We start from the raw sequence: 21,104 nt of genomic DNA, 5'->3' as shown, positions 1-21,104 counted from the left end.
CTTACCCTCCTGGCATTGCCGGGCATCCATCGCGATCTCGCCTAGGCCCCCTTCACTGGAAACCATCTTCATGTACAAAACCGTTGTCTTCGACCTGGGCGCCGTGCTCCTGCACTGGCAGCCTGTAGACCTTGTCGCCACCATGCTGCCCCAGCATGCCCCCACGCCGGAAGCCGCGCAGCAGCTGTGTGAGCGCATCTTCCAGGGCCTGCACCCAGGCTCCACATGGGCTGAATTTGACCGAGGCCGCGTCGAGCCCGACGACTTGGCCGTGCAGTTGGCCGCCCAGACTGGTGTGGACTCCGACGACCTGCTCGACTTCATCCACGCCATTCCCGACCATCTGCATACCAAGCTGGACACCGCAGCCCTGCTGCCACGCCTGCAGGCCCGGGGCCACCGGCTGGTGTATTTGTCGAACATGCCTACGCCGTATAGCGAGCGTCTGCTGCAAGAGCGCGAGTTTTTCCACTACTTCGACGACGGCATTTTTTCCGGCCTGGTGGGCTTGGTGAAGCCTGAGCACGCCATCTACGCCAAGGCCGAATCCGAGTTTGGCCTGACGCCAGAGCACACGGTTTTCGTGGACGACAACGCGCACAACGTGCAGACCGCGCGCGCCCGTGGCTGGCAAGCCATTCAGTTCCTGGACGCCGCCCAGTGCGAACGTGACCTGCAAGCTCTGGGCTGGCTGGAGCCCGCGCATGGCTGATGCGGACCCCATCGCGATGGCACGCTCGTCGCCCAGCGTGGGCCACCGCTGGGGCCTGGCCCTGGCGCCGCAGATACGGGTGTTTGCCGCTTTCTTTCTATATGCGTTCAGCCTGGGCAGCATCTTCCCCCGGCTGGGCGAAATCCAGCGCGGCATGGGCGTGGGCGAGGGGGCTTTGGGCCTGGCGCTGATTGGCACGGCTACCGGCACCCTGGTGTCGCTGAGTTTCGCCGGCCCGCTGCTGGAGCGCATGGGCTACCGCCGCGCGCTGCTGGTTTTGACGCCCCTGGTGGCGGTGTTTTTTGCCATCGCCTCCTGGGCCAGCGGGCCGCTGGTGTTGTACTTCTGCCTGGTGCCTGCGGGCCTGTGCATAGGCATGGTGGAGATCGTGGTGAATGTGGAGGCTGATCGGGTGGAACACCAGCTGGGCCGGCGCATCATGAACCGCGCCCATGGTTTCTGGAGCTTTGGCTTTTTTGCCGCCGGCCTGATGGGCGCGGGCGTGTCCCAGCTAGGCATCAGCCCGCAGCTGCATTTGATGGGCATGGTGCCCGTCGTGGTGCTCGCGGTCGTGCTGCTGCTGGGCCGTTTCAGCCCCGCGCCGCTGCGTGAAGTGGCGGCGGGTGATGCGCCGCCACACTTTGCCCGGCCCACGCTGGCCATCATGGCCTTGGTGTGCGTCACCCTGTCGGCCATGCTGCTGGAAGGCGCGGGTGCCGACTGGTCTGCCATTTATATGCGTGACGTGTTTGCTGCCTCGCCCCTGTTATGCGGCCTGGCCGTGGCCACCGGTGCGTGCACCCAGGGCCTGATGCGCTTTTTTGCCGATGGCCTGGTGGACCGCTACAGCCCGGTGGGCGTGGCGCGCGGCTTGTTGTCGGTGCTGGGCGTGGGTGCCCTGCTGGTGGTGTTCGCACCCGGGCCGGCCTGGGCGCTACTGGGCTTGGGTCTGATGGGCGTGGGCACCAGCGGCATCTTTCCGCTGGCCATGTCGGCTGCCGCCCAGCGGGTAGATCGGCCTGCGGCGGTGAACGTGGCGGCGCTGGCGCAGATTTCCTTCGTGGTGTTCCTGCTGGGGCCGCCACTGCTGGGCCAGGTGGCTGAGCACTGGGGCGTGCGCTGGGCGTTTGGCATGTGCCTGCCCTTTGTGCTGCTGAGCCTGCTGGCCGCAGGTGCATTGGGTAAAAAGGATTGATGTAGATGACGCAAGCTGCCTACGAGCACAACGGCCGGCCGGTGGAACGGGCGGCGTTTTACGCAATGGCCTGCGACCCGCGCCGCAGCATCGCGGTAGAGGCCTGCGCCGGCGCGGGCAAGACCTGGATGCTGGTGTCGCGCATTCTGCGGGCCTTGTTGGAAGGGAGCTTGGCCCACAACGCCGAGGCCCACGGCCACGGCGTGGCCGCGCATGAAATCCTTGCCATTACCTTCACCAAAAAAGCCGCCGGTGAAATGCGCCAGCGGCTGAACGACTGGCTGGTCGAATTCGCTCAGGCCAGCCCGGAAGAACTGGCCTCCGAACTGCAGGCGCGGGGTGTGCCCGCTGCGCAGTTGCACGTCCAGGCGGCGGCCCTGAAGCAGCTGTATCCCCAGCTGCTGGCCAGTGCCCGGCCGGTGCAGATACGCACCTTCCACAGCTGGTTTGCGGCCCTGCTGCGCACCGCACCGCTGGCTGTGCTGCAGGACCTGGGCCTGCCCGCCAACTACTCGCTGCTGGAGGACGACACCGAGGCCGTGCGCGAGGTCTGGCCGCGCTTTTATGCCGCCGTGGTTGATAGCCCTACCGCGCGCGCCGATTTCGAAGCCCTGGTGGCCGAGCATGGCCGCTTCCAGGCGCAAAAGGCGTTGGCGTCCGCACTGGGCAAGCGTGTCGAGTTTGCGCTGGCCGACGCACACGGCGTGGTGGACGCGTCGGTGCCGCCGTTTGCTGAGCAGTTCCCGGCGTTCGCCGGGCTGGCTGCACCGGAAGATTATTTGTGGACCCATCGCGCGCTGTTGCAAGACGCGGCCAGCTGCCTGGGCAAGGCCAGCGCGCCTACCTTCTCTGCCAAGGGTGGCGAGCTGGAGCGTGCCATCACCGCCACGGACGCTGAAGGCGTGGCCGCCGCGCTGCTGACCGCCACCGGCTCGGCGCGCAAGTTCGGCGAGAAGATCGTCGGCATCGCCACCATCCGGGCGGCGCAAGAGGTGGTGCTGCAAGTCGCCCAAGCCCAGCTGCAGCACGCCGCCTGGGGCCATCAGCAGCGCATGGCGCGGCTCACCCGGGTGATGGTGGCCGAGCTGTCCGCACTCAAGTTCGAGCGCGGCTGGGTGGACATGAACGATGTGGAGCGCGCCGCCTCGGTCATGTTGTCTGACCCGGTGCTCAGCGGCTGGGTGCAGGAACGGCTGGACGCCAAGGTCAAGCACCTGCTGATCGACGAGTTCCAGGACACCAGCCCGCTGCAGTGGCAGGCCCTGCATGCCTGGCTCAGCGGCTATGCGGGCTCGGGCGGCAATGCACCCAGCGTGTTCATCGTGGGTGACCCCAAGCAGAGTATTTACCGCTTCCGTCGTGCCGAGCCCCAGGTGTTCCGCGCGGCGCAGGCCTTTGTAGTCGATGGCCTGGGCGGTGACCTGCTCAGCTGCGACCACACCCGCCGCAACGCGCCGCCGGTGATGGCCGCTGTCAACAGCGTCATGTCCGCAGCCCAGGCCGCTGGTGCCTACGACGGCTTCCGCGACCACACCACCGAATCCACCGCCCAGGGCGCGCTGCGCTGCCTGCCGGCCATTCCCCGGGACGCGAACGCCAGCACGGCGGCTGCGGGCGAGGGTGGTTGGCGCGACAGCCTGGGCACGCCGCGCGAAGAACCCGAAGACACCCTGCGCACCCTGGAATGCCGCCAGGCCGCCCACTGGCTGGCGCAGCAGCTGGCCGACGGCCTGCCGCCCCGCGAGGTGATGGTGCTGGCCCGCAAACGCGACCGCCTGGCCACCATGCGCGATGCGCTGCGCAGCCTGCACATCCCCACCCAGCAGCCCGAGAAAGCCGACCTGGCCGACGCCCCCGAGGTGCAGGACATCGCCGCGCTGCTGGACGCGCTGGTGTCCACCCACCACGACCTGTCGCTGGCCCAGGCGCTGAAGTCCCCGCTGTTCAGCGTGACAGACGCCGACCTGGTGCACCTGGCCCAATTGCAACGCGCTGCCCGTGCCGATACCGAGCGCCAGGACGACAGCAGCTGGTGGACCTTGCTACACAATTCAGAGCATCTGCCGCAGGCACTATCTGCGCTAGCGCCCACTTTGTTGCGATGGAAGCAGTGGCTGGACAAGCTGCCGCCGCACGACGCGCTGGACGCCATTTATGCCGATGGCGACGTGCTGGCCCGCTTCGCCGCCGCCGCGCCCGCCGCGCTGCGCGGATCGGTGCAGGCCAACCTGCGCGCCGTGCTGGGCACCGCCCTGCAGCTGAACGAAGGCCGCTTTGCCACGCCCTACGCGCTGGTGCGCGCACTCAAGGCCGGTGGTGTGAAAGCGCCAGTCACCAGCCTGCCGGACGCTGTGCGCCTGCTCACCGTGCACGGCGCCAAGGGCCTGGAGGCCGCCCTGGTGCTGCTGCTGGACACCGATTCTCCGCCCAGCAAAGCCGAAACCATGGGCGTGCTGGTGGATTGGCCCGGCGAGGCCGCGGCCCCGGTGCGCCTGGTGTTTCTGGCCAGCGAGTCGCATCCCTCCGCCTGCGTGGTCGATGTGCTGGCCATAGAGCAGGCCGCACGCCGGCGCGAGGAGCTGAACGGCCTGTACGTGGCCATGACGCGCGCGCGCCAGCAGCTGGTGCTGTCGTCGGTGCAGCCGCGCAACGCGGTGGAGGGATCGTGGTGGCAGCGCCTGCAGCCCCTGGCTGAGGCTGTGCAGTTGCAGACGGATGGGATGGTCGTATCCAGCGCGCTAGCCGTGGACGCAGCTTTCGAGGTGCTGGTGCTGCCCGACATTGGTTTGTCGGCCACGCCGCCGCGCGCAGTAGCTGAGCCTGATGGTGCAGAGTCGCGTGTGGGCCAGGCCATGCACCGCCTGCTGGAATGGGTGCCGCTAGGTAGTGCCGTGCTGGACCCGCAAACCCTGCCCGTGGTGGCGCGTGAATTCGGGCTGGATGCCGAGCAGGCACGTGAAGCTGCCGCCATGGCCACTGCCATCCTGGCCGGTGATGGGGCCTGGGCCTGGAGTGCCGAGGCCATCGATTGGCATGGCAACGAGGTCGCGCTGACTTGGCTGGGTCAGACTCAGCGCCTGGACCGCCTGGTGCGCCGCCGTGATACGGGTGCCTGGTGGGTTCTAGACTACAAATCCGCAGCTACGCCACAGCGCCAACCGGCCTTGGTCCAGCAGCTGCGTGGCTACCGAGCCGCGCTGCAGGCGGCCCAGCCGGGTGCTTCGGTGCACGTGGCGTTTCTGACCGGCAAGGGAGTGCTGGTGGAGGTGGATTGAGCTGCCACGGGGCCTATTTGGGCGCGGCGCTGCCCGTCCATTTCATGGAAATCTTGTCCAGTTCGCCAGAGGCCCGCATTTTGTCGATGGCCTTGTTCAGCCAGTTGCGCAGTTCTATCTCGGGCAGCTTCACCGCCATGGCATTGCCCTGGTTGAACAGCGTGAACTTGACCATCAGTTTGGCGTCTGGGCGGCGCAGTATGGCTTCCCGTGCCACGGTTTCTGGCAGCACCACCACGTCCACCTCGTTGGCCACGACGGCCTGGAAAGCCAGGGTGTCGTCTAGGTAGCGTTGCAGCTGTATGCCGGCCAGGTTGGCCTTCAGCAGAAAGCTCTCTTGGCTGGAGCCCTGGTTCAGGCTGACACGCTTGCCGCGCAGCCCGTCCAGTCCGGCCAGCGGCAGACTGGCATTGGCGACCGCCACCATGCGAAAGGCGTTGTAGGGTTCGGTGAACAGCACCAGCTTGGCGCGCTCGGGTGTGGGCGCCAGGGTGGCGACCAGAAAGTCCACCTTGCCGTCCAGCAGGGCGTTGATGCGCGCCGGTGGCGGCAGGGGGATAAGCTCGGCCTTCACGCCAAGATAGCCGGCCAACAGCTGGGCCACATCAATGTCGTAGCCCACCATTTGGCCCTTCTCGTTGGTCGAGCCGTAGAGCGGCTGGCCAGCCAGCACGCCTATCCTGACCCAGCCACGGCTAGTGATCTCGTCAGAGGTCAAGGCGCTGGCCTGCGTGGCCAGCCAGAGCAGGGCGCCGCCCAGCAGGGGGCGAAGGAGGGTGCTGAGGGAGTGAGGTCTGCAGTGCTGGCGGCTGTCTTTGCGCATAGTGGTGTGTCTCGCAGGCGTAGAGGCCATAGTGCAATTTTTACACCCTTGTCAGCGCAATCGGATGTTCCTTTGTTTTCGGCATACAAACGCCTGCATGGAGTGGTAAGAACCCTCAGTGCCTGGGGTAGGAAGCGGCCGCCGCGATGGCCAGGCCGGCGTATAGGACCAGGGCCACACCCAATAGGCTTAGAACTACAGTCATCAGCGTCTCCGGTTCTTGGATAATGCAGGGTTTACGGGCCTGCCCCGTGTGTGGCTGCCCAGCTGCTGGCCGGATTGTGGAAGCCGATTGTTTCAGCGGTGTTGCAACTGCATGGCTTGGCCTGCAGCCCATTTCCCTAGCGACCTTCCGCTGACCGCTGCCGTAGCCATGGCACGGGCGCCCATTTGGAACGTAAACACGTTCTTATTCCTTACCGAACCTCACTGAAAGATGGCATGCAAGACGAAATGACGCCCAAGGGCAAAACCGCACTAGTTATAGGCGGTGGCCCGGCCGGCCTGATGGCGGCCGAGGCGCTGGCCCAGGCCGGTGTTGCTGTGCAGCTATTCGATGCCATGCCCTCGGTGGGGCGCAAGTTTCTGCTGGCGGGCAAGGGTGGTTTGAACCTGACGCACTCCGAGCCCGCCGAGCTGTTCGCCAGCCGATTCGGTGCGCGGCAGGAGCAGGTCGCACCCTGGTTGCAAGACCTGGGGGCGGCGCAATTGCGCGACTGGGCCCAAGGCCTGGGCGTGGAGACTTTTGTAGGCAGCTCTGGCCGGGTGTTCCCCAAAGACATGAAGTCCGCACCGCTGCTGCGTGCCTGGCTGCACCGCCTGCGCGTGGCGGGCGTGCAATTCCATATGCGCCACCGCTGGGTGGGGCTGGAGGGCGCGGCCTGGCATTTTGAAACCCCCAAAGGCCCGGTGCAGGCTACAGCGGACGTGGTGGTGCTGGCCCTGGGGGGCGGCAGCTGGGCCCGCCTGGGCTCCGACGGCGCCTGGGTGCCCTTGCTGCAAGCGGCCCGCGTGCCGGTGCTGCCTTTGCAGCCGGCCAACTGCGGCTTTGACGTGGCGGGCTGGACCGAGCATTTCAGCAGCCGTTTTGCCGGGCAGCCTTTCAAGACCGTGGCCCTGTCTTTCACCAATGCGGCTGGCGACAGCTTCCGCCGCCAGGGCGAATTTGTCGCCACGGCTACCGGCATCGAGGGCAGCCTGGTGTATGCCGCTTCGGCACTGGTGCGCGATGAAATTGCGCTGAACGGCAGCGCCACCGTCCACCTGGACCTGCTGCCCGACAAAACCGCCGAGTGCGTGCTGGCCGAGGTCGCCCACCCGCGCGGCACGCGTTCGCTGTCCAGCCACTTGAAAAGCCGCCTGGGCCTGGACGGCATCAAGGCCGCTATCTTGCACGAGCTGCTGGACAAGGCCAGCTTCCAGAACCCGGCCGCGCTGGCCGCTGCCATCAAAGCCCTGCCGATCCGCCTGGTGGCGACCCGCCCGATCGACGAGGCCATCAGCAGCGCCGGCGGCGTGGCCTTTGAGGCCCTGGACGCCGACCTGATGCTGGAGCCGCTGCCGGGCGTCTTCTGCGCCGGTGAGATGCTGGACTGGGAGGCCCCCACGGGCGGCTACCTGCTCACGGCCAGCATGGCCAGCGGGCGTTGCGCCGGCTTGGGCGCAGTGAAGTATTTAAGCCGATAGCGCATATTCCACCTGCGCAGGCAGCTATTGAAAATATAGCGATATTCGGCGCACGGTGGATACGCCTGATTACCAACTGGGCAGGCAATTGGCGGCTTTATGCCCAATTGGGGGGATGCGTGCAAAGAGGGCCTGCGCCAGAATCCCGTAGCGCCAAATCACACAGAAAAGACCCGAGGACACAGGCAAGCGACGCGCGCTACAAGGCACTTGGGGGGGAGGTAAAAAAAGAAAAGAGCGGTTGCAAATTGCCTTACAACCGCCCGCAGAACACATGGCCCAGGCGGCAACCAGGGCCATGGGCGTGCCGGGTCCGACACAAGTTCGGACTGGGCACGAAGCTGCCGCGAGGGCAGCATGTTTTTATTGGAAACCGGAATGCGGTGGATTTTACAAAGCTTGGCACAAACTGCCACGGCTTTGGCCGCAGACCCCCGGTAAACCGTTGACCCACGCACCCGCACCTATTTTGGGGTTTTAGCTTTTTGTGGCTCTGGCGCAGTCAATGCCTGCGCTAGGTGCTACTGAAAATATAGCAAATCAATACCTAAGGCTAACCAAGGCTATCCATGGCTTCAGGGCGCATGCCCGCTGGGTTCCACAATCACCAAAGCAATGCCGCAAACCAGCAGCCCCGCACCGGCCCAGAACGCGGCGGCCGGACTTTCGGCAAAGAACACATAGCCTAGCGTGGGGCTGAACAGCAGCAGCGAAAAGCTGCCGGCCTCGACCGCCGAGGCATCGCCCGCGCGGTAGGCAAAAAAGTAAGCCAGGTAAATCCCCGAGGCCGACAGCGCCACCAGCGGCAGCAGGCCCCACAGCGCGCTGGGCACGCTGGGCAGGCTAAAGCCGCTGAGCACACCAAAGCTGATCCAGCAGGCGGATTGGCTCCAGGTCAGCACGGCAATCGGGTGTTCCGAGCCCGAGTATTTCTTCAGCACCACGCCCAGCATGGCCTCCATCAACGCACCGAACAGCGCCACCAGCGCGGCCGGCTGGAAGGCGGCGGCGCCGGGCTGCAGAATGGTCAGCACCCCGCCAAAACCGACAGCCACCCCTAGCCAGCGCAGCCAGTGGGGGCGCTCGCCCAGCAGCCACACGCCCAGCGGCAGCATGAACAGCGAGCCCGTCATCAGGTAGGCGCTGGCCTCGGCCAGGGGCAGGTGCGATACCGCCCAGGCTGCGCAGGCCGCCGAGGTCACGATGAAGCCGGCGCGCAGCAAGTGCAAATAAGGGTTGCGGGTGGCGATGATGCGGCCCCGGGTCCATAGCACGGCGGGTACCTGCAGCAGCAGGACCAGGCTGGCCTGCAGAAACAGCACCTGCATGGGGGCGATGCCCTCGGCCATCAAGCGCTTGTTGCAGGCGTCCAGCACCGACCAGCACAGCATGGCCAGCATGACGAGCACTACACCACGGGTATTGCCGGCCAGTTGCAGCCAACGGGTTCGAAAAGATTGCAGCACGAGAGTGTTTGAGATTTTGGCAGTTGGCGCAGGTTTTATCTGCGCTGATAGCTATCTAATGTATAGCAATGTGCCATCTCACCTGCGGCTGCGCATGCACATTTGGGGGATGCGCTACGGAGGCCCTGGGTTCAGAATGCGTTTTGAGAACGTGTTCAAAGTCTTTTTGGGGCCGCGCAGAGGCCTGTTAGGGATGCGCAGCTAGGCGCAAAACCTTGAGCCTAGGCTTCTGCCTTGGTTGGTTTTGTGACGACGCTGAGCGCCCGAACAGGCATCTGCCCTGCGGGTTGGGGTGAAATCGGACGATTTGCCCGCCAGAGCCCTTGCATGGGCAGAGAGCCCATGCTGCGGTCTCCGACGGCCAACTCATCCCGATTGCACCCCAACGCGGCCTCAAAAAGACTTTGAACACGCTCTCAGGAGGCCGCCATGCCCGCAACGTCCAGCCAGCTACCCGATAGCCTACATGCCCTGTTGGAGGCCGAGCGCCAGGCCGTGGCCGCACGGCGTAGGTTGGTGCTGGGCGAAGTGCAGGCGCAGGCCGACCCGGCCGCGCTGGATCTGCCACGCGTTGGCCTGGCCTTGTCGGGCGGCGGTGTGCGCAGTGCCACGTTTGCGCTGGGCCTGCTGCGCGGTTTGGCGCAGAACCGCAGCCGGCCAGCGCAGCCACCTGCGGCCGTCCAGCGGGACCTGGCCAGCGACGGCTTGCTGGGCCGGGTGGATTACCTTTCTACCGTTTCCGGCGGCGGCTATACCGGCGCCATGTGGGGGCGCTTGGTGGCCAGCTACGGCATCCAGCGGGCGCAGGCTTTGATGGCCGGCAGCGGCTCGCCGGTGTTGCAGTGGCTGCGCCGCAATGGCCGCTACCTGACGCCAGCCGGCTCGCGCGACACCGGCATCGCCGTGGCTACCTATTGGCGCGCCTGGCTGGCCATCCACATGGAGTTCATGTTTGCCAGCATCTTGCTGGGCGCGCTAGTGATTGCGCCGCATTTGCTGCAACACCGGCAGCGTTGGCTGGATGCCTGGGCGCCCTGGGGTACGCCCTGGTGGGTGTTTGCATTGTTGTTCTACCTGGCTTTGACCCCAGGCTTGGTGGCGGGCTACTGGGCGGTGCGGGATGCGCCGCCGGGCGGGCCCATACGCCGGCGTGGGCCGGGCCTGCGTGGCGGCATGTTTTTGCTGGTGGCGGCCCTGTGCACGGTGCTGTTGTGGGTGCAGGTGGTGGCGGTGGGCTGGACGGCCGCGCTGCGCGACGGCCCGGGCTGGCTGAACCTGATAGCCCTGGGCATGGCATCGCTGACCCTTGGGCAGGGCTGTGTGGTCTGCTGGCTGTGGCTGTCGCGCGGGGCCTATTCGCTACGGGTGGCCTTGGTCCGCAATCAGCTCACCACGGCCTTGCGCGCCGTGTTGTTGGGGACCTTGGGTCTTCTGTTGGTGGGGCTGCTGGACTGGTGCAGTTGGTGGCTGCTGGAGGCCCTGCTGGACGACCGCAACCTGCCCTGGTTGTGGCGCGGCGTGGGAGTAGGGGGCCTGGTGCTGCTGGTGTTGCGCAACCTGGTTCAACCCCTGCAGCAGATGGCGGCAGAGACCAGCAAGCAGGCGCAGGACTGGCTGCCGCGCATCGTCAATTGGGGCAGCCAGATGGGCTTTGGGCTGCTGGTGATGTTCTGGCTGGTGCTGTTGCAGTGGTTTGTGTTTTCACCCATCACCTTTCCGGCGTTCAACGATATACCGGCCACCTTGCGCCTGCTGCTGTTGCTGGCGGCCTGGGCGATGTGGATGCTGCTGACGGCGGGCAACGCGCAGATGGCCAACACGTCGTCGCTGCACAGTTTCTACCGGGCGCGCTTGGCGCGTGCCTACCTGGCGGTGGGCAATCCGGCACGCCGCCTGGACCAGCCCAGCCAGCACCACCCCAGTGTCACCCAGGTGGTGGAGGGCGATGACCAGCGCCTGGGTACCTATGCGCCAGAGCTGCAAGGCGGGCCGCTGCACCTGGTGAATACTTGTTTGAACCAGACCCGGGATGACCGCAGCGGCCTGTACAACGCGGATCGCAAGGGCACGGCCGTGACGGCCAGCTGGCGCGGTTTCGAAGTCGGGCCGGACGCATTCATGGCTTCGCGTCGCCATGATGACGCTGGCTCGTTGGGGCGCTGGGTGGCGGTGTCGGGTGCGGCGGCATCGTCGGGGGCGGGGGCTTACACCTCGCGCGGCCTGGCTTTGCTTTTGTACCTGATGGGGGTGCGCCTGGGCTACTGGATGCGGGCCCCGCAGGAGCATGCCCAATTGCGCTGGGGCAGCCGTCTGGCCTGGCTCTGGAGCCCCAAGCCGATGATGCTGGCCAGCGAAGCTTCGGCCACTTTTTTCGGCCTGGACCGCCCCTGGTGGTACCTGTCGGACGGCGGGCATTTTGAAAACACCGGCGTGTATGCGCTGCTCAAGCGCGAGCTGGATTTCATCATCCTGTCCGACGCCAGTTGCGACGCCAACTACGAATTCAGCGACCTGGAAAACCTGGTACGCAAGGCGCGCATCGACTTTGGTGCCGAGATCGACTTTTACAGCCATGCCGAGGCAGCGCGCAAGCTGGTGTCCGATGGCCGCGGTGTCACGGTACTGTCGCCCGAGGACATGGCCAACAACCATTCCTGCCGAGGCGTGATGCTGGCACGCATCCGCTACCGCGAAAGGGCGGGCGCCGATGGCCAGCCCATGCGCCCTGAGGGCACGCTACTGGTGGTCAAGCCGAATCTGCACGACGCGCTGGATGTGGATGTGCTGGCCTATGCGCAAAAACACCCCAGTTTTCCGCACGAGTCCACGGTGGACCAATCGTTCGATGAAGCCCAGTGGGAGAGCTACCACCGTCTTGGCGAGGACTTTGGCCGCGCGTTGACCGACGACTGGCTGGGCCAGTTGCCGGGTTGGCGCAGCAAGGCCCGGCATGGCATGGATGTGGCGGCACGCCTGAGCGGTGCCCGGGTTGGCGATGCCGCTCCCAGCGAGCCCGTATGGCGGCGCGGCGCGCGGGCTGCGGCCATTGGCACCACGCTGGGCCTGGGCGCATCGGGCACATTGGTGTTGTCGCTGTGGCAGGTGCAAGATCAGCTGCAGCGCCAAAGCCATGACGACCAGACCGAAACCCGCCAGTTGTTCATCAAGGTGTCGGAAGGCCTGGCAGTGCAGGATTGGGGCTGCCCCAAACTGCCGGAGCATCTTTTGACGCAGACCCTGGATCTGCTGCAGCGCCGCGACAGCCCGGCCATGCGCCCCCTGGACGCCAAAGGTGTGGACCGCCTGGTGCAGCAAATGGCGCAGCAGTGCGAGAAGCCGGTGGGCGCCGCCCCCGAGGCTGTGTTGGCGCCAGAGTGCCGCGCCAACTACCAGCGCATGCAGGAACATTTGTGCAGCGAGGTCAAGCGCCCGTTGGGTGATGCATCGGCTATGAACTACTGGCTGCCACGGGATGGTCCCGAGCAGCAGGCGCTTGACGCCGACAAGAAATGGAAGCAGCTGGCCCAATACTGGGATGCGCCGTCGGTCTGGGCACTGCTGCACAAAGAGCCGGTGGTGGTGGCGTCGCTGCCGGTTCCGGTGGGTGCGCCGGGGCCCGTTTCAGCCGCTAAGCCAGGCAGCGCTTCATCGGCCGCAGCTCCGGGCGAGCCAGGAATGCCCAGTGCCCCTGAGTTGGCCCAGGCCTGCAGCCGGCCAGCGGGCAAGACGCTGGTCTATATGCAGGTGTACGACGCCGGGTCTTTGTTGGCAGCGAATACGCTGCGTGAGCGCATCAAGTCGGTGGCCGACCAGGTGGCGGGGGGCACGGTCCAGATCGCTCCGGTGGAGAACGTGGTGCGCAGCGCCGATCTGCGCCAGCAGCGCCGTCCCGTGCCGTGGCCGCGGGCTACCTTTTTGCTGCACGACCGGGGGGATTTGGCGGCGAAGAACTGCGCCCAGGTGTTGGCCCGCTTTGTCGGCGAACCCTGGTCTCCGCCTGGCACGGTGCCATGGATACGTGATCTGCCGGATCGTTTGCCGGTTACGCCCGGCGTTTTGGAGTTGTGGTTGCCACCGATGGCGGTGCAAAGCGCGGGCTTGGCGACCACGGATCCTGAGCTTGCGCGTATGGTCCGGGCCTATGCGCCCTGAATAGATCCTCAGTCTTTTGCCGGAAAGTGTTGCATCCAGGATTTCCGGACCAGATGCGGCAGTAGTAGGTGCAAGGGCATCCGCAATGCATGGGAGCGGACATAGAGCAACCACCGCGCAAGCCCAGTCCAGCGGCTGTTGCAGCTGGGGTGGTTGGGTTGTAGCGCGAGGCCCAGGGCCCATGCCATGAACTTGCGGGACAAGGTGCTTGGGCCCATTTTGTCTACACGGCTCTGCAGCTGGGTGGGTAGCTGGACTCCAAACAAATGTTGAATCTGCTGAACAGCGTGAAAAAGCGGTATGCCCAAACCCAGCAGGTCCGCACGGTGCAGCAGGTGCTCCCAGAAGTCAGTTTGGCGGCCGAAATCATTTAGCATGTCGCGCAGGTCCAGCAGGTCACGCAGGCCATGGCCGAATTCGCCTTCCTGGAAGAGATGCACGGAGCTGTGCAAGACCATATCCACCGGCGCGAGCACAAACAGACCAGGCTGGCCGGCCAATGGCTGGATGTCTCGCAGCAACCGCTGGCCGTCGACATTGAAGCGTGAGGTGGGGGGGGTGATCGTGTGGTGCAGGTCTATGAAGGAGTCGCGGCGCACGTGCCGCAGTGGCGGGATTTCATGCATCCACTGCCGGTAGTAGCGCTGGTTGTAGGCATCGCGTTCATCCGAAATCCAGCCTGCGCCCAACAATGCGCCTTCGGCGATATCGATCTTATCTTTGGGGACCAGGATGTCTATGTCGGCAAACAAGCGTCCACGCGCCGCAGGCAGATCGGCCATCAGATAGGCCGCGCCTTTGAGCAGTACCACGGGTATGCCCAAAGGGCGCAAGGCCTTGCAAATTTGATCAACCTCCCAGCGGATTTCGTGCTGTTGCCTGTCCGCCAGGCGCAAGGCACTTTCCAGGTGGGGGCGTGGTCCGGGCGGAACTTGGCTCAGCCGTTCGCTGTCTAGAAGATGGCACGCCAGGCGCGCCAGCAAGCGGGATTGGCGTGCCTGTCCCAGCAGTGCCTCCCACTCACGTACCGAATAGTTTGGGAGCCAATTGGCGTCGGCCCATACCGGGGTCAACAGGTTGCTGCTCACGCGGTACTCCCGGTGGCCATTGCATCGAATGCGACCACTGCGTCATCCAGCTGGCTGTAGCAAAAATCAAAGCAGGCGCTGGCGTCCACTACTCGGGACAAGGTCTCAAATCCCTTCAAGCCCAACACCATGTAGTTGAAGGAGTTGCGGCCCAGCTCCAGCATGCTGTTGGCTTTGGAGCGGGGTGTCATCTGGGGTTGGGCTCCGGCCACATATTTGGGGAAGATTACCCAGCGCGGCCGTGCGGTGTCTTGGATGCGTGCGATGTGCTCTGACGGCACCTTGAGCAGCGACACACTGCCTTTGGACGTTTCATGCACGACTTTGCTGAAGACCGCGCCCGGTACGTACCCACGAATTACGTCGATAGACTGGTTTTTGAGGCTGATGGGGCGCCCCAGCGGCGTGATGGAGGCGTCCTGCAGCGAAATAAGCGCCAATTCATCCGACAGCAGCCGCCAGCCTCGGTGGGCCAAGCCGGCGCAAAGCGTGCTTTTTCCGGAGCCTGGCGGGGCAGGCATGATGGCAGCGAATCCATTCTTTTCAATGACGGCGGAATGCAAGAGGAGGTACTGGTGCGCGTACATGGCGATGCACCAGTTCATGGACCATTCCAGCAACGGAAATGCGTGGTCCTGCGGCAAGGGGATGAAAGGCTCGTTGCCGTCAAATTTGAAAATGGCCTGGCGGCGTGTCCAGCGCCGTATGCCAGATCCTTCTGCAATCGTCACGGTAAAGTCGGCAAACTCTCCATCTTCCAGAACCGGGTAGTCTGTGTAGAGAGCGGCCAAGCCTTCAGATAAGGCATGGATCGGAGAGATTATTCGAAATGAAAATGGGCCGATTTTTAAGATCAGCCCATTTGATTTCAATCTATCTTTTATCTTGGATGCAGGTATTTCTCCAAGTTTCATGCGCTCACTGCTTCCAATAATCCGGTGGTGGAGAGTTCAACCAAAATATCCTCTGTCAATTTCGGAAGATCCCAATTCTCGGCCAAATAGTGAATTTGGGAGAGTTCCGAAACTATTGTGTCCGAATTGGAAGCGCCGTTGCACAAAGTATTGAGGACGAAAGCCCGAACAGAGTCGAGTTGGTGCGTTTGACCAGAGGTCTCGTCAAAGACTACGTACTCGTCATCCCACGAGGCCCAATGCAGGCGAATCGCAGGGTTTATTTGGTACGTAGTTATCTTTGCAGAACTGGGCAAAATATATTTAGCTTTCCATGTACGACTTGAAGAAATTCAAGGCGTTGGTATGTGTAGGCTCGGCCGAGTTATATAAATCAATGACTTGCTTGGGCGTATACGGAAAGTTTTGGGCCAGCGAGCCGCTGCAGGCATTCAGCAGTGCCGCTATCCAATGGAAGTACTCGGTGTTCGGATCGTTGTTCAAAATGTAGAGCAGCCCGCTTGAGCTTCCGCTGCCAAATACCGATGCGAACGTGGAGGTCTCCGTGAACGATTTTGACCCAACATAGTTCGTTGCATGCTTCGAAACTAGGTTGTAGTTAGGCCATTGCGAGCACTTCTTGTAGTAACCGGGGCTGTAGCCCATGCAAACGGTCCGATTGGTCACTTGCGAATGAACACCCGACATGGTGCCTGACACCGAACACAGCTTGCCTGATGAGGTCACGGTCGTTGCCAAGGTATGCATGGGAACTGCAGCCGCAGCGATGACGGTAGAGCCCTTACCTAGACTCTTCAAGAGCATGCGTCTACGCGCCAAAGCATCTGAGCTAAGCCCCGCGTGGCTCAGTGTTGCGTCTGGTGCTGCGGCCTCGCTCTCTGGAGTGTGGATATGGTTTGACATTTTGCGTCCTGGCGTTCGGTGTTTTGCTGTAACTTCTAATTGCTGTGTAAATTGCAGCAATTACCATGCCTTGTGGCTAATTTTGGGGGAATTTCCATAAAATTCAAGGACTTAGAGGTTTTGTGAAAAGGTTTCAAAACCTTGAGTGTATGGGAATTTTAGAAATTGTAAGAAAAATCGACACCGATGCCAGAGTGCATCCCCGATTGACCAGACGTTGCGTCTGTGGCGTTATTTGGCACAGGATTTTTCGCTTGGCGAAGCCGCGCCCTTGACTGCCTTGTCGTGCAAGGGCGCGAACGTGAACTCAGGCTGCGTGTACGTGCGTGTCTTGTGAAACGGCTTGCAGACCCCGCACCACATCGCCCACCACCATGATGGACGGGCTGCCAAGTTGTTCAGTCTCAATGGTGTTGTGCAGCGCGCCCAAGTGGGTGATGGCGTGGCGTTGGGTGCGCAGCGACACGTTTTGAACCACGGCGACCGGGGTGCTGGCAGGCAGTCCGGACAGCAGTTCGTCCTGGATGCGCCGCGCGCCGCTGACTCCCATGTAAATCACCAGGGTGAGTTTGGCGCTGAAGGCTGTGGCAGCCAGGGCGCGCCAGTCCGTGCCTGCATCGCCAGGCTTGGCATGGCCGGTGATGAAAATGACGCCGTGCGCGTGTTCGCGGTGGGTGAGCGGTACGCCCAGCGATGTGACGGCGGCGAGACCCGAGGTGATGCCGTTGACTACGTTGACACGTATGCCTGCGGTTTGCAGGTGTTCCACCTCTTCACCGCCACGGCCAAAGATGAACGGGTCGCCACCCTTCAGGCGCACCACGTTTTCGCCTTCGCGGGCGGCCATGATCATGAGTTTTTCAATGAAGGCCTGGGGTGTGGACTTGCAGCCGCCGCGCTTGCCTACATGGACGATGCGCGCTGTGGGCGGGGCATAGGCCACGATCTCGTCGCTGACCAAGTCGTCCACCAGCAGCACAGTGGCAGCCTGGATGGCTTTGAGCGCTTTCAGCGTCAGCAATTCCGGGTCGCCAGGGCCGGCGCCGACCAGGTGGACCATGCCGGGCTGGAAAGAGGGGGATGCGGTGGTGTTCATACGTGGGCGGTGCTATGGGCTGCGGTGTGGGTGGCGATTCGGTCTGTGATGCGCAAGATATGTTCCACCTGCTGGGCAATCGGGGCAGGAACAGGTTTGCGCCCGGCCAGCACGTCCTGGGTATAGGCGGCGGTGGTGTCTACGTCAATCTCTTTGGGCAGCTCGAGCACGGCGGCCAACGGGCCGGCATGGGCTTCCTGCACCACCTGGGGCTGGCCGTGCAGGTAGGCGGTCATTTGTGGTGCGCGGCGTGGGTCGGCCACGACTTCGCCTTCGGTGCCGCGCAGCAGCAAGGCGTTGGCTTCCATCAAGCCCAAAGTGGCTGCCATGGACACCGCATATTCGGGGTGGGTATAGCTGCTGACCACCAGGCTGGGGCCGGCGCAGGGCGCCATCAGCTTGACCAGGCTGTGTGCCGGGTTGCGCAGGCCGACCACGCGGCGCACGTCCAGCAGGCGCTTCAGGCCGGGGCAAAGCAGCTCGGTGCTGGCAAAGCAGACTTCGCCATTTGCTATTTTTTTAATAGCTGTCAGCGCAGGTATATCCAGCGCCAGAAGCACATTTTGTGCAGTAACGCGGCTGGACTCGGTGGCCGTGCCGTGCACCAGCACTGGCAGGCCTTCACGGGCCAGCAGCAGGGCCAGCAGCGGGGTCAGCACCGGCAGTTTGCGGGCGCCGTTGTAGCTGGGCAGTACAACGACCGGGCGGTCGCCCGCAGGCACCAATTGCAGCCGGGAACGGGTGGCATCCAGAAAGCCGGCCATCTCGGCGGCGGTCTCGCCCTTGATGCGCATGGCCAGGCAGAAGGCGCCGATTTCCAGGTCGGTCAAGCCGCCGTCCAGCACCTGGCCGAACAGGTCGGTGGCTTGCTCGCGCGATAGCGCCCGTGCGCCGTCTTTGCCGCGGCCGATTTCTTTGATGTAGTGGCTGATTCCCATGGCCTGATTGTCGCGGATGGCTGATAACAAATAGTTATTTGCGGAATGATGGACGGCGCGCGCTCAGGCCGGCTGCGCCGTTGGCATCGTCGCCCGCACCATGCGACGCAATTGCGGCAGGCAGGAGCCGCAGTTGGTGCCGCATTTCAGCTGGCTTTGCAGCTGGCCCAGGCGTTCGTCTTCAAAGCCTCGGCATTGGGCCAGCTCGGCGTTGATGGCGTCCTCGGTCACGTTGAAACAGGTGCACACCTGGGTGCCGCGCGCCTTCACCGCCACCGGCGCTTTGCTGCCGGGGACCAGCAGCAGACGGCCATAAGCCTGGGCGGGCAACTGGTCTTGCAGCAGGGTCTTGATCCAGCCTTCGGCGCTGGTGTCGCCGGCCAGTACAAAGCCGGTGAGCTGTACGGTGTCGCCCTCGCGGGTCAGGCGTACTGCGCGGCGTTGGCCCTTCTTTTTGTCGGCGTAGCGCAGCACATCGGCCGCGTCCAGGCCCAGCAGGTTCTCGATGCGGGCCAGTATTTCGTCTGGTGGCGTTTCGTGGCTGGCCGCGCGGAACAGCAGGCCGCTGCGTTCACGGCCAAAGGGCACGACGCTGGCGTAGGGGAACTGCACCATCAGCGCCTTGAGTTGCTCGCGGGCGGCCAAGGCCTGGTCGTCGGGCAGCCAGGCCACGCCCAGCAGGGACCAGGGCAGCTCGGCCTTCAGGATTTTCACCGCCGCGTGCTTCAGCTCTGGCTGCTTCGATGTGGCGCAATAGGCGGACGTGGTCAGTGCATTCACACCGGTCAGGCGCTCGCCGCTGGCGCTGACGCCGCTGAGGAATTCCTCGCCCCAGTGCATGGCGATGAAGGCCTGGCTCATGCCGACCTCGGAGCTGGCCTGCAGTGGCACCACGATGGAGCCGCGTCGGCTGGTCACGTGGACCAGGTCGCCCTCGTTCAGCAGGCGGCGCGCCATGTCTTGCGGGTGCATCTGGATGCTGGGCTCGGCTACATGGCCAAACAGGCGGCCCACGGTGCCGGTGCGGCTCATGCCATGCCATTGGTCGCGCAGGCGGCCCGTGGTCAGAGAGAAGGGGTAGCGCGCCTCGCGTGGCTCGGCCACCGGCTGGTACACGGTGTTGGCAAACTTTGCTTTTCCGTCTGCGGTGGGGAAGATGCCGTCTTCGTACAGCCGAGCCTTGCCGGTACTTTCGCCGGTGCGCAGCGGCCATTGCTGGGGGGCGGCGTCCAGCATGGCGTAGCTCATGCCTGTGATGTCCAGGTCGCGGCCACGGGTGGACTCGCGGTGCTCGTTCCAGATGGATTCGTCCGTGGGGTAGTTGAACAGCGCGGCGGGGCGGCCGAGTTCGCCTTCCAGCAGCTGGGCGAATTCGACGGCGATCGACCAGTCATGCCGGGTCTCGCCGGGGGCTGCAACCGCCGGGCGCACGCGGCTGATGCGGCGCTCTGAATTGGTGACGGTGCCGGTCTTTTCGCCCCAGGTGGTGGCCGGCAGCAGCAGGTCGGCGTATTCGCAGGTGGTGGTGGTGGCAAAGGCTTCTTGCACGATGACCAGCTCGGCGCGCTGCAATGCGCGGCGCACCAGGGCCTGGTCGGGCATGCTCTGGGCTGGGTTGGTGCAGGCAATCCACAGTACCTTGATGTCGCCGTCGGCGGCAGCCTGGAACATTTCCACGGCGGTTTTGCCGGGCTTGGATGGTACATCGGGCACGCCCCACAGCGCGGCGACTTCGGCGCGGTGCTCCGGGTTGGCCAGGTCGCGGTGGCCGCTGAGCAAGTTCGCCATGCCGCCGACTTCGCGCCCGCCCATGGCGTTGGGCTGGCCGGTGAGCGAGAACGGACCCGCGCCGGGCTTGCCGATCTGGGCGGTGGCCAGGTGCAGGTTGATCAGCGCTGCGTTCTTGGCCGTGCCGCTGCTGGACTGGTTCAGGCCCTGGCAGTACAGGCTGAGTGTGGCTTTGGAGGTGGCAAACCACTGGGCCGCCTGGAACAGTGCGGCCTTGGTGATGCCGCAAATTTGTGCGACCAGCTCGGGCGTGCAGTCGCGCACCGTGGCTTTGAGGGCGTCGAAATCGTTGGTGTGCGCAGCGATGTAGGCGGCGTTGGTCCAGCCTTCCCACAGCATGATGTGCAGCATGCCGTTGAACAGCATCACATCGGTGCCGGGCTGGATGGGCAGATGCAGGTCGGCGATCTCGGCGGTGTCGGTGCGGCGCGGGTCGGCGTAGATGATCTTCATCGCCGGGTTGGCCTTCTTGGCGTCTTCGATGCGGCGGAACAGGATGGGGTGGGCCCAGGCGGTGTTGCTGCCCACGATGAAGATGCAGTGCGTGTGGTTCACGTCGTCGTAGCAGGGCGGGGGCGCGTCGGCACCCAGTGTGGCTTTGTAGCCGGCCACGGCGCTGCTCATGCACAGGCGGGAATTCGTGTCTACGTTGTTGGTGCCGATCAGGCCCTTGGCCAGCTTGTTGAAGACGTAGTAGTCCTCGGTCAGCAGCTGGCCAGAGATGTAGAAGCCCACGGCGTCCGGGCCGTGGTCCTGGATGACCTGTGCGAACTTGCGCGTGGCCATGCCCAGGGCGTGGTCCCAGGACACACGCTTGGGCGCCTGGTCACGCTGCAGGCGCTGCATGGGGTAGAGCAGGCGGGTCTGCATCGTGACTGTGGCGCTGGCCGTGTGGTGCAGGGTCGAGCCCTTGGTGCACAGCCGGCCGAAGTTGGCCGGGTGGTCGGGGTCGCCGCGCACGCCGGTGATCTGCGCGCCCGCGGATTCGATGATCACGCCGCAACCGACGCCGCAGTAGGGGCAGGTGGATTTGGTTTCAGTGGGAGTGGTCATGGGGCGCGAGTCAGT

At 64.3% G+C, this 21,104-nt stretch carries 14 protein-coding genes; 5 read left to right on the top strand and 9 right to left on the bottom strand.

Features of this window, described 5'->3' with window-relative positions; translation table 11 throughout:
• The first annotated feature begins 70 nt into the window (after positions 1-70).
• The 3 genes from AC4BBN_RS16910 to AC4BBN_RS16900 are packed head-to-tail and all read left to right on the top strand — an operon-like array spanning position 71 to position 5,182.
• Positions 71-712 (top strand): HAD family hydrolase, encoded by a 642-nt coding sequence (locus tag AC4BBN_RS16910; protein WP_490593164.1) that lies wholly within the window; start codon positions 71-73, stop codon positions 710-712.
• Positions 705-1,907: an MFS transporter gene (locus AC4BBN_RS16905; protein ID WP_490593163.1), complete on the top strand. Its 1,203-nt coding sequence runs from the start codon at positions 705-707 to the stop codon at positions 1,905-1,907. Before AC4BBN_RS16910 ends, AC4BBN_RS16905 begins: the two co-directional genes overlap by 8 nt.
• A gap of 5 nt (positions 1,908-1,912) precedes the next feature.
• A complete protein-coding gene (locus AC4BBN_RS16900) occupies positions 1,913-5,182 on the top strand; it encodes a UvrD-helicase domain-containing protein (RefSeq protein ID WP_490593162.1) in 3,270 nt (1,089 codons plus the stop codon).
• A gap of 13 nt (positions 5,183-5,195) precedes the next feature.
• On the opposite strand, the gene AC4BBN_RS16895 is transcribed toward AC4BBN_RS16900, so the two are convergent.
• Positions 5,196-6,005 (bottom strand): transporter substrate-binding domain-containing protein, encoded by an 810-nt coding sequence (locus AC4BBN_RS16895; RefSeq protein WP_490593161.1) that lies wholly within the window; start codon positions 6,003-6,005, stop codon positions 5,196-5,198.
• Positions 6,006-6,446: 441 nt separating this feature from the next.
• Between AC4BBN_RS16895 and AC4BBN_RS16890 the strand changes: the two genes are divergently transcribed.
• Positions 6,447-7,691 carry a TIGR03862 family flavoprotein gene (locus AC4BBN_RS16890; RefSeq protein ID WP_490593160.1) on the top strand — a complete coding sequence of 415 codons (1,245 nt, stop codon included), beginning with the start codon at positions 6,447-6,449 and terminating at the stop codon, positions 7,689-7,691.
• Positions 7,692-8,266: 575 nt separating this feature from the next.
• Here AC4BBN_RS16890 and AC4BBN_RS16885 read toward each other — a convergent pair.
• Entirely contained in the window at positions 8,267-9,157 is an 891-nt protein-coding gene (locus AC4BBN_RS16885; RefSeq protein ID WP_490593159.1) for a DMT family transporter, read from the bottom strand.
• Positions 9,158-9,586: 429 nt separating this feature from the next.
• Here AC4BBN_RS16885 and AC4BBN_RS16880 point away from each other — a divergent pair, with 429 nt between their 5' ends.
• A complete protein-coding gene (locus AC4BBN_RS16880) occupies positions 9,587-13,309 on the top strand; it encodes a hypothetical protein (RefSeq protein ID WP_490593158.1) in 3,723 nt (1,240 codons plus the stop codon).
• 8 nt (positions 13,310-13,317) lie between these two features.
• On the opposite strand, the gene AC4BBN_RS16875 is transcribed toward AC4BBN_RS16880, so the two are convergent.
• The 7 genes from AC4BBN_RS16875 to AC4BBN_RS16845 form a co-directional block, all read right to left on the bottom strand.
• Entirely contained in the window at positions 13,318-14,397 is a 1,080-nt protein-coding gene (locus AC4BBN_RS16875) for a nucleotidyltransferase domain-containing protein (protein ID WP_490593157.1), read from the bottom strand.
• Positions 14,394-15,311, bottom strand: a complete 918-nt coding sequence (locus AC4BBN_RS16870) for an HprK-related kinase A (protein ID WP_490593156.1) — start codon at positions 15,309-15,311, stop codon at positions 14,394-14,396. Before AC4BBN_RS16870 ends, AC4BBN_RS16875 begins: the two co-directional genes overlap by 4 nt.
• A complete protein-coding gene (locus AC4BBN_RS16865) occupies positions 15,308-15,607 on the bottom strand; it encodes an HPr-rel-A system PqqD family peptide chaperone (RefSeq protein ID WP_490593155.1) in 300 nt (99 codons plus the stop codon). The genes AC4BBN_RS16870 and AC4BBN_RS16865 overlap by 4 nt, the downstream gene beginning before the upstream one ends.
• Positions 15,608-15,614: 7 nt before the next feature.
• Positions 15,615-16,214 (bottom strand): hypothetical protein, encoded by a 600-nt coding sequence (locus tag AC4BBN_RS16860; RefSeq protein ID WP_490593154.1) that lies wholly within the window; start codon positions 16,212-16,214, stop codon positions 15,615-15,617.
• Positions 16,215-16,521: 307 nt separating this feature from the next.
• Positions 16,522-17,310: a uroporphyrinogen-III C-methyltransferase gene (cobA, locus tag AC4BBN_RS16855; protein WP_490593153.1), complete on the bottom strand. Its 789-nt coding sequence runs from the start codon at positions 17,308-17,310 to the stop codon at positions 16,522-16,524.
• Positions 17,307-18,248 (bottom strand): DNA-binding protein YbiB, encoded by a 942-nt coding sequence (gene ybiB / locus AC4BBN_RS16850; protein WP_490593152.1) that lies wholly within the window; start codon positions 18,246-18,248, stop codon positions 17,307-17,309. The genes cobA and ybiB overlap by 4 nt, the downstream gene beginning before the upstream one ends.
• A 63-nt stretch (positions 18,249-18,311) precedes the next feature.
• Entirely contained in the window at positions 18,312-21,089 is a 2,778-nt protein-coding gene (locus tag AC4BBN_RS16845) for a nitrate reductase (RefSeq protein WP_490593151.1), read from the bottom strand.
• Between the last annotated feature and the right edge of the window lie 15 nt (positions 21,090-21,104).

The organism is Rhodoferax sp. SPJ21 (assembly GCF_058216335.1).
The sequence above is the reverse complement of the archived record's forward strand: the minus strand, read 5'-3'. Positions and strand labels throughout refer to the sequence as shown.